At 40.5% G+C, this 12,928-nt stretch carries 11 protein-coding genes and 1 riboswitch; of the genes, 8 read left to right on the top strand and 3 right to left on the bottom strand.

The window, feature by feature from the left end; translation table 11 throughout:
• Window positions 1-196: 196 nt before the first annotated feature.
• Together QSE00_RS07680 and QSE00_RS07675 are read left to right on the top strand one after the other, a co-directional pair.
• The gene (locus QSE00_RS07680) at window positions 197-1,690 is read left to right on the top strand and encodes a S41 family peptidase (protein WP_286105507.1); all 1,494 of its coding nucleotides are present in this window, start codon (window positions 197-199) and stop codon (window positions 1,688-1,690) included.
• 91 nt (window positions 1,691-1,781) lie between these two features.
• A complete protein-coding gene (locus QSE00_RS07675) occupies window positions 1,782-3,254 on the top strand; it encodes a S41 family peptidase (protein WP_286105506.1) in 1,473 nt (490 codons plus the stop codon).
• A gap of 114 nt (window positions 3,255-3,368) precedes the next feature.
• Here the strand turns inward: QSE00_RS07675 and QSE00_RS07670 are convergent, their stop codons facing one another.
• Together QSE00_RS07670 and QSE00_RS07665 are read right to left on the bottom strand one after the other, a co-directional pair.
• Window positions 3,369-4,424, bottom strand: a complete 1,056-nt coding sequence (locus QSE00_RS07670) for a YncE family protein (RefSeq protein ID WP_110357745.1) — start codon at window positions 4,422-4,424, stop codon at window positions 3,369-3,371.
• 14 nt (window positions 4,425-4,438) lie between these two features.
• The gene (locus QSE00_RS07665) at window positions 4,439-6,283 is read right to left on the bottom strand and encodes a TonB-dependent receptor (protein ID WP_286105505.1); all 1,845 of its coding nucleotides are present in this window, start codon (window positions 6,281-6,283) and stop codon (window positions 4,439-4,441) included.
• A gap of 34 nt (window positions 6,284-6,317) precedes the next feature.
• A riboswitch (cobalamin riboswitch) is annotated at window positions 6,318-6,534 on the bottom strand.
• Between the two features lie 256 nt (window positions 6,535-6,790).
• On the opposite strand from QSE00_RS07665, the gene QSE00_RS07660 reads away from it, so the two are divergent.
• The 6 genes from QSE00_RS07660 (at window position 6,791) to QSE00_RS07635 (ending at window position 12,209) form a co-directional block, all read left to right on the top strand.
• On the top strand, window positions 6,791-7,936 hold the full coding sequence (locus QSE00_RS07660) for an ABC transporter substrate-binding protein (RefSeq protein ID WP_286105504.1): 1,146 nt from the start codon (window positions 6,791-6,793) through the stop codon (window positions 7,934-7,936).
• A gap of 51 nt (window positions 7,937-7,987) precedes the next feature.
• The gene (locus tag QSE00_RS07655) at window positions 7,988-8,968 is read left to right on the top strand and encodes a FecCD family ABC transporter permease (RefSeq protein ID WP_110357742.1); all 981 of its coding nucleotides are present in this window, start codon (window positions 7,988-7,990) and stop codon (window positions 8,966-8,968) included.
• A gap of 88 nt (window positions 8,969-9,056) precedes the next feature.
• On the top strand, window positions 9,057-9,863 hold the full coding sequence (locus QSE00_RS07650; protein ID WP_353477449.1) for an ABC transporter ATP-binding protein: 807 nt from the start codon (window positions 9,057-9,059) through the stop codon (window positions 9,861-9,863).
• A 64-nt stretch (window positions 9,864-9,927) separates the two neighbouring features.
• Window positions 9,928-11,277 (top strand): DNA recombination protein RmuC, encoded by a 1,350-nt coding sequence (locus tag QSE00_RS07645; protein WP_286105503.1) that lies wholly within the window; start codon window positions 9,928-9,930, stop codon window positions 11,275-11,277.
• 18 nt (window positions 11,278-11,295) lie between these two features.
• On the top strand, window positions 11,296-11,652 hold the full coding sequence (locus QSE00_RS07640) for a 6-phosphogluconate dehydrogenase (RefSeq protein WP_110357737.1): 357 nt from the start codon (window positions 11,296-11,298) through the stop codon (window positions 11,650-11,652).
• Window positions 11,653-11,657: 5 nt separating this feature from the next.
• The gene (locus QSE00_RS07635) at window positions 11,658-12,209 is read left to right on the top strand and encodes an acyl-CoA thioesterase (protein WP_286105502.1); all 552 of its coding nucleotides are present in this window, start codon (window positions 11,658-11,660) and stop codon (window positions 12,207-12,209) included.
• Here QSE00_RS07635 and pgl read toward each other — a convergent pair.
• Window positions 12,206-12,916 carry a 6-phosphogluconolactonase gene (gene pgl / locus QSE00_RS07630; protein WP_110357735.1) on the bottom strand — a complete coding sequence of 237 codons (711 nt, stop codon included), beginning with the start codon at window positions 12,914-12,916 and terminating at the stop codon, window positions 12,206-12,208. The genes QSE00_RS07635 and pgl overlap by 4 nt on opposite strands.
• Between the last annotated feature and the right edge of the window lie 12 nt (window positions 12,917-12,928).

Here is a 12,928-nt window from a genome sequence, read left to right as displayed (position 1 = left end):
AAGACGACGTACATCGAATTTTGTTACAATTAGTTTCCAATTCATTACAATGTAAGTAAATTAGCGCAACGGAAACCAAATTGGCAATATTACCGTATATAGTTTAAATCGTTCCCCAAAGCTAATTCATACTTTTTTAATGGAATGATATTTGTACGTCACTAACCATTATGGTTTGGCCGTTATTTTAAAAATTATGAAGAAGTATTTATTGATTTTTTTAGGATTGGGATTGATCCTCACGGGTTGTAATAAGAATGATGACCCCCAAGTTGCCGATGCATTTGAAGGGATAACCCCCAACCCGGAAGCAGAAATAGATGTAACGGTCCAAAACTTTATGTGGCAGACCATGAATACTTATTACTTTTGGCAAAGTGATGTATCTGACTTGGGAGATAACCGCTTTAATTCCTTTGAGGATTACGTATCGTTTTTGGAAACAGAGGAAGACCCTGGAACATTTTTTGACGAAAAATTACTTTATACGGAAGACCGCTTTAGTTTTTATTCCGATGATTATAAAGAATTAACACAATCTTTCGCCGGAATATCCAAAAGCAATGGCTTGGAGTTTGGTTTGGGTTTATTTGTGGATAGTAATGATGTCTACGGATATGTACGCTACATTGTACCCAACTCCAATGCCGCTACCAAAGATATCCGAAGAGGGGATATTTTTACGGGCGTAAATGGCACTAACCTTAATCTGGACAACTATATAGACCTTTTATTTGGAGATAGCGACACCTATACCTTAAATATGGCAGAAATCTCCGATAATATAATTTCCACTACGGATAGGGAGGTTACATTGACAAAAGAAGCCAACCTAACCGAAAATCCGATATTTATTACCAAGGTATTGGAAACTGCCGGACAAAAAATTGGCTATTTAATGTACAATAGCTTTACGAATGAATTTGACGAAGAGTTAAACGATGCCTTTGGCGAATTCAAATCCACCGGCGTTACAGATCTAGTTTTGGACCTTAGGTACAATCCCGGGGGATCGGTTAATTCGGCCCGATTATTATCCAGTATGGTTTATGGCACCTATACCAATAGTGTTTTCCTGAAAGCCAGGTATAATGACAAGCTGCAATCGGAGTTTAAGGACACCGATCTTATTGAGTATTTTGCCGACGCAACGGACAACAATACTCCTATAAACACGTTAGGCTTAAGCAAGGTTTATGTCATTGCCACCGGGAGTAGCGCATCGGCAAGTGAATTGGTAATGAACGGATTGGACCCTTACATAAATGTTATCCATATAGGGACAACAACGACTGGGAAGAATGAATTTTCCGTTACCTTTGTGGACGATTTTGAGAATGGCAATGTGTACGACCCAAATAGGGAGGACAATATAAATCCTGAAAATCATTGGGCCATTCAACCATTGATAGGACGAAATGAAAATGCCAATGGCTTTTCGGAGTATACGGACGGCCTTGCCCCTGATATATTATTGAGGGAGGATCTATCCAATATGGGTATATTGGGCAATATGGACGAACCCCTTTTGGCCAAGGCCATTGCAGAGATTACAGGAACCACTGCAAAAATGGATTTTACGGTAGATATGCCGGTTGAATTGGTAAGTAGTTCCAAGATGTTCACAAAGATCAAGGACAATATGTTTATGGATATCAAAAAACCCCTAAACTGGATAAAAAAACAGTAGCCAGTACTCTGTTTGAGGTGTCGCCCTAGCTTATAAAGATTAACCTAGGCCAATAAATATAATGTGCGGCAGAATTAATATTACTAATACTATGAAAAAAATCTTCAGCCTACTTTTAATTACAATAGTTTTTTCCTGTTCGGACAAGGATGATGATGCATTCGTCTATCCAAAGGAGTCAACTGTACAGAACTTTATGTGGCAAGGTTTAAATCAATGGTATTTTTGGCAGGCGGACGCTCCTAATTTAGGTGATGACAGATTCACTACCAATGACGACTATGTGGCCTATCTTGAATCCTATACCGATCCAGAGGAATTCTTCTACCAAACCTGTTACAATCACTCAAATGTAGTTGGCAGTAGTTCCGCTATTGATCGTTTCAGCTTTGTTGAGGATGATTACGAAACACTGGTAAATACACTGAGTGGTGTTTCAAAAAGTAATGGACTTGAATTTGGACTGGCGCGGAATGAGGGCAGTACCGATCTTTTTGGATACGTAAGGTACATAATTCCGAACTCCAATGCCTCCACTAAAGATATAGCCAGAGGGGATATATTTACTCGGGTGAATGGGGTGCAACTTACCGATGCCAATTACATAAGCCTTCTTTTTGGAAATTCCGATAGCTACACCCTTGGTATGGCCGATATTTCCGGAACTGTCGTTACGGATAATGACAGGGAAGTAACATTGAGCAAATCTGAAGGATTGCAAGAAAACCCGATACTAATAGCAAAGACAGTAGAGGTCAACGGAACCAAAATTGCCTACCTAATGTACAACGGTTTTACCAGTGGCTATAATGAACAACTAAATACGGTCTTCGGAGAGTTTAAAAATGCAGGGGCTACGGAATTGGTGCTAGACCTTCGGTACAACCCCGGAGGTTCGGTAAACAGCTCCAGATTATTGGCCAGTATGGTTTATGGCACCAATACGAAGGAATTATATGTAAGACAAAGATGGAACGATAAAATACAAGGCCTTCTTAAACAAGAGCAATTGGAAGACTATTTTGCCAATAAAACAGACTCGGGATCGGACTTGAACAGTCTTAACCTTAACAAAGTATATGTTCTTGCCACAGGAAGTTCCGCATCGGCCAGTGAATTGGTCATGAACGGACTGGCACCCTATGTTGATGTTTTTCACATTGGTGAAACCACGAGGGGTAAGAACGAATTTTCCGTTACTATGGTAGATGATATAGACAATGATTATATCTACAGATCCGACAGGGAAAATAAAATAAACCCTGGCAATAGATGGGCCATGCAGCCCCTTATGGGGAGAAACGAGAATTCCGAGGGGTTTTCGGACTATACCTCAGGCTTGGTCCCCGACGTTGTTTTAAAGGAAGATCTTGCGGACCTAGGCGTTTTAGGGGATATAAATGAACCTCTTTTTGCAAGGGCTATCCAAGAAATTACCGGTGCAAGTGCCAAGAGGGATTTTACCGTAAAAATGCCGGTAAATGAAATCTCCAACTCCAAAATGTTTACAGCTATAAAGGATAATATGTATTTGGACAAACCTATTGAAATTTCCTTTCAATAGGCCTTTCACCTAGTTATTCCACATAACAACCATAAAGCGGAAACCCCTCTTTTACTTGGCATATACCAAATAAAAGAGGGGTTTTCATTACCATAGGAAATCGGTCCAAACCACCTAATTGAAATAGATTCCCCCAGGAACAATACCCACCGTGATGGATTTTATAGCCAATGTGGTGCTTACATCATAAACTGTTAGTGTACCATTACTGGCATAATCGCCTGCATCGGTGCCATATAACCTACCATTATGTACGACCATATTATAAAAACTAACGCCTTCCAAGACCATTTCCATGCCCAAGGAGGTTGAAGTTAAACTTTGTTTAAACACGGTATCCCCCAAATGATAGTACAGATCCCCTCCATCCAAATTCAAACTATTGGGATGTTGGGTGGATTCAAACGGTAAATTGCCCTCCACTTCATTGGTGACCGTATTGATCTTTGATAGCACCCCTTCAGTTTCATCCTCCGTATAGGCAGGTTTACCCGAAGCCAATACCCATAAATTCCCAGAGGTGTCCAATTGCATAGAGTTGGGCACATCCCCTACTGTAAGTGTTTTTATCACCTCATTGGAAGTGGTGTTGATAACCGAAATCTTATTATTCTGGCCCCAAGCACCTTGATGGGCCACATACACCGTATTGTCTTTTGCCAAAATAGCTTCAGGACCCAAAACTACGGGTATGGTACCTTCCACAGTGTAATTTTGAAGATTGATAATGGCTACGAAATCATCTGTTTCATCTGCAGTATCTCCCCAATTGGTAACATACCCCTTGCCGTTTGCCTCAATAAAATACCTTGGGTTGTTCAAGCCGTTGGTAATACTTGCTATTTTTTCAAAAGTAAATCTATTTACTACATTTATTTTATTGGAAACATTGGCCACTATAAACGCCTCATCCTCCGTGAACCCTATCGACTGAACAACATTGCCCAGATCTTCATCATTCGTTGTATTATAAATTCCGTGATTCACTACGGACAGATCCTCGGAAATAAAAGTGACCGTTCCGGTTCCATTGCTAAAGGGGCCTTCGTTGGAAATCAAAATTCCATCTGCGTAATCGCCCATAGGCACTTGAATCCCATCATCATCGTTGGAGCATGACCAGGTAAGGCCGATAATCAATAGGGGTAAAACTACTTTTCTAATCTTCATTGGTTTAAACTGTTTTAAAATTTAGTAATTAATTGTATTTGAAAATTTCTATTGGGCATAGGTCTATAGGCTACGTTCTGATAACTTTTATTAAATATGTTGTTCACCTTTACTCCTAATATAAATTTGATTCCCGAAATATCCGGTCCATGGTAATCCAATCCTAGGTTGCCAAGGGTATATGAAGGTAGGCTATCGCTATTGTCTGTAGTTATATAAACCGATCCGTTGTACAAGAGCTGACAAAAGGCTACCACCTTCTTGTATTGATAGGCCAAATTTGACCTCAACATATGCACTGGGACATATAACAATTGATGGTCGGTGGAATTATCGATAGATTTGGTGAAGGAATATTCGCTCTCCCAGACCACATTATTGTTTCCCCATTTTTTTTTCCAATCAAGACCAAGTTCCAATCCGTATTGGGACACATCCTGGACATTCATCGCCATCCAAATACCTTGTTCATTGGGTCGCCATTGAATTAAATTATCGGTTGTTATACTGTAGGCATTTAATAATAAGGTTATGTTCTTCAACCTAAGTTTCTGCCCAAGTTCCAACTGCCAAGAGGCTTCCGGCAGGACCTCTAAATTACCACTGGCCCCGGCGCCTGTCCAATAAAGGTCATTGAAGGTGGGTATTCTATGGTTTTTGGACATATTAATGGTCAAGCGGTAGTTTTTAGACACTTCATAACCACTGTTCAAAGAAAAAAGAAATGGACTTTTAAAGTCACTTACCACTTCCTTTCTTAGGTTTACACCATAGTTGAACCTATCCGTAAGGTCATGGGACAACAAAAAAGTTCCGGCTACAAAATCTCTATTGGCATTTTCAATGGAAGTCCCTTTGGCCCTGATCGTAGAGAGATCGATCAAGCCATTTAACGTAATCCTATTTAACTGATATTTATAATCGTAATTGGCAAGAAAGGTATTGGCTTGTCCATAGCTAAACTCCTTTCGTTCCTTATTGGGAAAATAGCGATAGCGCTCATATAAATGCCCTACTTTTAACCGTGCTATCCTCTTTTCGTTAAAGCTGCCCAGCTCTACAAGTGACCTATGGTTTAAATCCCTGTAATTTTCATCGGCCGGGGCAGTCAATGTTCCAGAAAAATCCCGGTCACCAATAAAGGTATTATGGTACACTTTTACAATTTGTTGATCGGACAAAATAAAGCCAACATTGGCATTTAGGTTCAGCTGATCGTACGCACCATTCCCGTTTCTTCTGTCTGTCCCCAAAAACTTATAATCGTTGTCCGAAGCTATGTGGTTAACTCCGATTTGAAAAGATGTCTTTTCTTTACCGAGGGAAGTATTAAAAGCGAGCAGACTGGTATTAAAACTGCCATAACTTGTCCTAAGACTATTTTTCCAACCGTCATTAAACTTAAAGCTATCATTTAATAGTATCGTTCCCCCTACCGCTCCACTCCCGTATTGGACAGAACCTCCGCCACTTCTTACCACAACATCCCCGTAATTCCCTGGAATCAAGGTATTGAAATCTGTCTGACCTGTAAGTTGGGAGTTTATATTTATACCGTTCCAAACAACAGCAGTTTGTTGGGCATTGGTGCCCCTAAATGAAGCTGAAGAGACCATACCATAGCCATTTTCCTTAAAATATATATTGGAATTATACCGCAATAAATCCGTTAAGGTCGCTCCGCTTTTTTGCTGAACGGAATCCCTTACAACGCTAACTTTTGTACCTTTTGAAAAATGAAGCAGTTTGGCATCGCTCAAAATCACCTCGTCCAAAACAATTATATTGTCCTTTTGCCCAAAAATCTGCCCAATGGACAACAGTCCTATAAAAAATAAAAATATTTGTTTTTTTTCCATACCCAAGAAGACCCTTTGCCCGAAGATCTATTCTATTTTAGTGATGAATATGGCAGGTCTCCTGACTTGCGTACTATCATTTACCTTCCCACCCGTATTATAGGGCAGTGGTATTTGAAGAAATGATAGCCTTCCATACAATATGGATTAAGCTCACAGTTGCGGGAACAGTTCCGGAGTTTCACCGAATTCCCTTTTAATCCTATCCCCTATACATTTGGGAATAGAAACCAAAATTCATTGCGAAACTACTACTTTTTTTTGGATGTACCACCGTCCTTTTTTTTGTTTAATTTATAGGCCAACCAAATGAAACCTACAATAAAATGCAAGACTATGACAGCGGCAATAATATATATTAAGGTGTTGGACTCTCCTCTCATAATTTTTATTTGCCCAAAAATAAATACTCTGGCAACAATAAATTATGACCATTGTTAGCCTTTAAGAAATTTTGATTCAAGAAATTAATACTACTTTTGAATTCTTAAACAAACCCTTAGACTTTTGAGAAAAGCCATTTTTTTTCTACTTTTTATATGCATTTGTTCTTGCAAACAGTCTAAAAAGGAGGCTGTTTCCAGCTCTGTTTTATCACAGCCCACAAACATAGATTATGCCCAAGGTTTTACCATTGAAAGAACATCGTCCGGTGTAACTATTATTACAGTAAGTTCTCCTTGGCCCGAATCTGAAGATAGTTTCACCTATGCCCTGGTGCCTGAGGAAAAATTACCGACAATAACACTGAACAGGGATGAATATAGCGCCATAATAGGGGTGCCGATAAAAAAAATGGTAGTTACCTCCACTACACATATACCGGCTCTGGAGGCATTGGAAGAAGCTGATAAATTGACAGGGTTTCCAGATACGGAATACGTATCTTCCCCGAAAACCAGAAAACGTATAAATGAGGGATTGGTGCAGGAATTGGGCAACAATGAATCCTTAAATTCCGAAATGGTGATTGCCTTAAATCCCGAAGTAGTGATTGGTTTTAGCATTAACCGTACAAATAAAGCTTATGAGACCATTCAAAGGTCTAATATTCCCGTTGTTTATAATGGCGATTGGACCGAAGAAACACCATTGGGAAAAGCGGAATGGATAAAGTTTTTTGCCCCCTTCTTTCAAAAGGAACAAAAGGCCGATAATATTTTCAAAACAATAGAGACTAATTACAACAATGCCAAGGCCATGGCTAAAAATACAGCCGATAAGCCTAAGGTATTAAGCGGAGCCTTATATAAGGATATATGGTATTTGCCTGGTGGAAAGAGTTGGGCCTCCAAATTTATAGAAGATGCCAATGCGGAATATTTATGGAAGAATACCGATTCAAACGGAAGCCTTTCCCTTAGTTTGGAAAGCGTAATAGAGCGGGCCAAGGATGCCGATTTCTGGATTTCCCCCTCACAATTTGGCAGTTATTCCGAACTAAAGGAGGCCAACCTTCATTATACACAGTTTGATGCATTCAGCAATAAGAAGGTGTACACCTATGCCAATTCCAAAGGGGAAACTGGGGGATTGCTCTTTTTTGAACTGGCACCCAACAGACCGGATTTGGTACTAAAAGACCTAATCCATATTTTTCACCCCGAGCTGCTTCCCAACTATATTCCGACCTTTTATAAACCCCTGGATTAAGTGCGGCAACTAAAATCATATAGAATCTATTTTATCCTACTGTTTTTGGTTATGGTGGTATGTTTTTTAGTGAACATCAGCCTAGGCTCCGTTTCCATTCCCTTTCAAGAAACATTGAGATCAATAATTGGCAAAACTACCCAAGTAGATTCTTGGAGCTATATTATTTGGAACTACCGAATTCCCAAAGCGTTTACCGCCATATTGGTGGGGAGTGGCTTGGCTTTGAGCGGGTTATTGATGCAGACCTTGTTTAGAAACCCCTTGGCCGGCCCCTTTGTACTGGGCATAAGCTCCGGAGCAAGTTTAGGAGCGGCCCTCTTAATATTGGGATCCTCCCTATTCACCGGAATATTTTCCTTGGGGATGGTAAATGACATTTCCTTGGCCTTGGCATCCAGTATCGGTAGCTTTATGGTTCTATTGGCGGTCATGGTAGTTGCTGTAAGGGTAAAGGACACCATGGCCTTACTGATCATAGGTCTCATGTTCGGCAGTATTACTACTGCCGTGGTGAGCGTGCTCTCCTATTTCTCCACCGCCGAAAAATTACAGCAATATGTATATTGGTCTTTTGGAAGTATCGGGGATTTATCCTGGAACCAACTGATACTGCTGTTGTTGATTGTAATGATCGGTGTTTTGATCAGTATTTTTTCCATAAAACCCTTGAACGCCCTATTACTGGGAGAAAGCTATGCCAAAAGTTTAGGGGTCAATATGAAGCGGTCCCGGTATTCCATAATTGTAGCCACGGGTCTTTTGGCAGGTGGTGTAACCGCTTTCGCAGGGCCCATTGCCTTCATAGGCCTGGCCGTGCCTCATTTGACGCGACAAATTTTCAACACCACCGATCATAAAATTTTGGTTCCGGCGGTATTGGTCTACGGTGCCATATTAATGCTCATCTGCGATACCATTGCCCAAATGCCCAATTCGGCCAGTGTTTTACCCATTAACGCCATAACATCCATTATTGGTGCACCTGTTGTTATTTGGCTGTTAATAAGGAAAAGGAAAATGATTTTTTAATCTCTTGACAATATTGGGCAGTACTAAAGTACCTTCAATAAAATAGTAGCGTAAAGAACAGCAAAAACCAATAACTTAGCAACCTAAAATTCACCTAAAAATAGATACTTTTACTCCACATATTGCCCTTAAAACGGAAAAACTAAGCATAGGTTATTCCAACGGCAAGCAACAATCCTGCATTGCCCGGGATATTAATTTTACCCTATTTAAAGGAGAACTCGCCTCCATAGTTGGCGTTAATGGGATTGGAAAATCAACCTTATTGCGCACACTTGGCAATGTACAGCCCAAATTGTCCGGCAAGATTACTTTGAACAAAGAGTCCTTGGAACATCATTCCATTCAAGAGCTGGCATCGGAAATTAGTGTGGTACTAACAGAACCCATCGCCTCCAAAAACCTAACGGTGTTGGAGCTGGTCAGTCTAGGTAGACAACCATACACCAATTGGCTGGGAACACTTACCAAAAAAGATAATGACAAAATATCCATGGCCCTGGACATGGTCCGTATTTCAGCATTAAAGTCCAAAAAATGCTATGAACTCAGTGACGGACAATTGCAGCGTGTAATGATCGCCAGGGCCATAGCCCAGGACACCCAGCTAATTTTACTGGATGAGCCTACGACGCATCTGGACCTATACCATAAGGTACAAATACTAAAATTACTCAAAACCATTGCCCACGAAACCAACAAGACTATCCTCTTTACCACCCATGAAATTGAAATTGCGATTCAGTTGTGCGATAAAATATTGATACTAAAAGAAAACCAGAGCAGCTTTGGATCTCCATGCGAATTGATACAAAAGAAAAGTTTTGAAAATCTGTTCCCTTTAGACACCATTACTTTCGATGCACAAACGGGTTCTTTTAGAGTTAATAAGTAATGAATGTCAAGATCACTTTTTTTTAACACAATCCACTATCTTTACTCCAAAGAACCTTATAAACATGAATGAATTGCTCCTATATATAATCTTTGCCCTTGTAGGCTTGGCAATAGGCTATTTTTTGGGAAATTATATCCAAAATCTAAAAACAAAATCCAGTCAAAGCGCCCTTTTGGAACGCGAACAACAATTGAGAGCAAACCTCAGCACCTTGGAGCAGAGGCTTATCGATGCCGAGGAGCAAAAAGCACAATTACAATCCGAAAAGGAGCAATTGGGGAATAAAATAGTCCGTTATCAGGCAGAAATGGAAAATTTGGACCTCAAAAATCGGGAACAAAAAGGGGAGGTAGAGAAATTACAGGAAAAATTTACCAAGGAATTCGAGAATCTGGCCAATAAAATTTTGGACGAGAAGAGCACCAAATTCACGGAACAGAACAGGGAGAACATTAAAAATATATTGACCCCCCTACAAGAGAAGATAATTCTTTTTGAGAAAAAGGTGGAGGACAGCCAAAAAGAAAGTGTAGGCATGCATTCCGCCCTCAAGGAACAATTGGCCAATCTTCAAACACAAAACCTTAAAATAACCCAAGAGGCGGAAAACCTTACCAAGGCCCTAAAAGGGGACAGTAAGATGCAGGGCAATTGGGGCGAATTGGTATTGGAACGCGTTCTGGAAAAGTCGGGCTTGGAAAAGGATCGTGAATATACGGTACAACAAAGTTTTACCCGAGAAGATGGAAGTCGGGTGCTACCCGATGTGATCATAAACCTGCCCGACGGCAAAAAGATGATCGTAGATTCCAAGGTCTCCCTTACGGATTATGAACGTTATGTAAATGCCGAGGATGAGCTAAAGGATAAATTCCTTAAAGATCATATCAATTCCCTCAGGAGGCATGTGGACCAACTATCAGCAAAAAAATATGAGGACCTTTATGAAATGGAGAGTCCGGATTTTGTACTTATGTTCGTTCCCATAGAACCTGCATTTGCCATTGCAATAAACAACGATAACAACCTGTACAACAAAGCTTTTGAGCAGAACATTATCATAGTAACCCCTTCCACCCTATTGGCTACCCTACGGACTATAGACACCATGTGGAACAATGAAAAACAGCAACGCAATGCCATTGAAATTGCCCGTCAGGCGGGAGCCTTATATGATAAGTTTGAAGGTTTTGTTGGCGATTTGATGAAGGTTGGCAAAAAAATGGATGAAGCAAAATCCGAATATAAGGGAGCTATGAACAAATTGGTCGACGGTAGGGGAAATATAATTACCAGTATAGAGAAATTAAAAAAAATGGGCGCCAAAGCAAAAAAATCCATTCCCGATTCTCTCCTGAAAAGAGCCGAGGATGATGATGACGGGAATGAAGAACCTTTAACCTTACTTTAGCTAACTTAAACATTAAGCATGAAAAAAATACTCGGATTTACCTTGCTAGGCCTGGTCCTAATTATGACTGCCTATTTTTTATTTGTATATTTTGTTCCCTATAGTGAAGGAATCCGCTCGGGAGAACTTATCAAAATAAGCCGTAAAGGAGTGCTTATAAAAACATGGGAGGGTGAAATAAGTCAAGGAATATCCGGAGCACAGATTTTCTCCTTTTCGGTTTTAAAGGACGATGTAATTGCCAAACTGAAGGAATATCAAGGTTCTTATGTTAAAGTAACCTATATAGAGCGCTACAGGACCTTCTTTTGGTTGGGAGATACCAAATATTTTGTCACTTCCGTAGAAAAGGAAAACTCCCCCCACTTAAATTAAAAACCATGGACGAATTTAAAAGTGCCAGACAATCCAGAGTCTCCATAACCCAATTAATGCTGCCGTCCCATTCCAATTTTGGGGGAAAAGTACACGGTGGCCACATATTAAACCTAATGGATCAAATAGCCTTTGCCTGTGCCTCAAAACACTCAAGAAAGTATTGCGTTACAGCATCGGTGAACAAGGTAGATTTTTTAAACCCCATTGAAGTTGGGGAATTAGTTACGTTAAAGGCCTCCGTAAATTATACAGGACGTACCTCCATGGTCATAGGTGTCCGGGTAGAATCCGAAAACGTAACCACTGGAAAAAGAAAACATTGTAATTCCTCCTATTTCACTATGGTAGCGAAGGATTCGGAGGGCCGAAGCACTCCTGTGCCCGGTCTGATCATTGAAGACGAACAGGGCGTTCGCAGGTTTGCACGTAGTGTTCAACGGAAAAAACAATCAATGTCTCGAAGCAGTCAATTTGAATCGTCCCAATTTAAAATGAATGACTACTTGAAGGATTTGGACCATGAAAATGTCAAAATAAATCTAGACCCCTCCTAATTTATTTGGGCCGCGGCCTCCTCGTCCAAGAACCAAATTAACTCCCCGGATGAAGGCGCTACCAAAGAAGCGGGATAGCTCTCATGGCCTTCCTCCCTCGCAATTATGGCCCTAACTTTTTCTGCCTTACTGCTGCCCGTCACCAAAAATGCTACCGTCTTCGCATTGTTTATTAGCTTCCCGGTAATGGTAATACGTCTTTGTCCCGAATCTGGATGAATTGCTACCTCGCAGTTATTCTTGGAGTCCCAAAGGCCTATTTCATGTGGAAAAATAGAAGCTGTATGTCCGTCATCGCCCATACCGAGAATAACCAAATCAAATTGAGGCATGTTGTCCACTATGGGCAATTCCTCCTCCAAGACCTTTCCATATCTTCCTGCCTCCAATTCCGGCAGATCTTCCCCATGCACTCGGTGAATATTATCTTTGGGAATATTGATCTTGGATAACAAGTGGTCTACCGTCATTTTATAGTTACTTTCCGGATCGGTAGGAGGAACACATCGTTCATCTCCCCAATACAAATGAACCGTAGACCAATCCACCTCCTTATAATGCTCTGCCATATAATCAAAGACCACCTTAGGCGTACTACCCCCGGACAAGGCGATATGGGTTGTAATATTCTCTGTGATAAGTGCTTCCAAATAATCGGAGAAGTTTTTGGCAACTTCCGTTTTCGTGGGAGATATATTAATATGCATCTATTATATTTT

This window comes from Arenibacter flavimaris (assembly GCF_030291335.1).
Lineage (GTDB): Bacteria > Bacteroidota > Bacteroidia > Flavobacteriales > Flavobacteriaceae > Arenibacter.
Note: the sequence above shows the minus strand (reverse complement) of the source record. Positions and strands in the feature narration are given on the sequence as shown.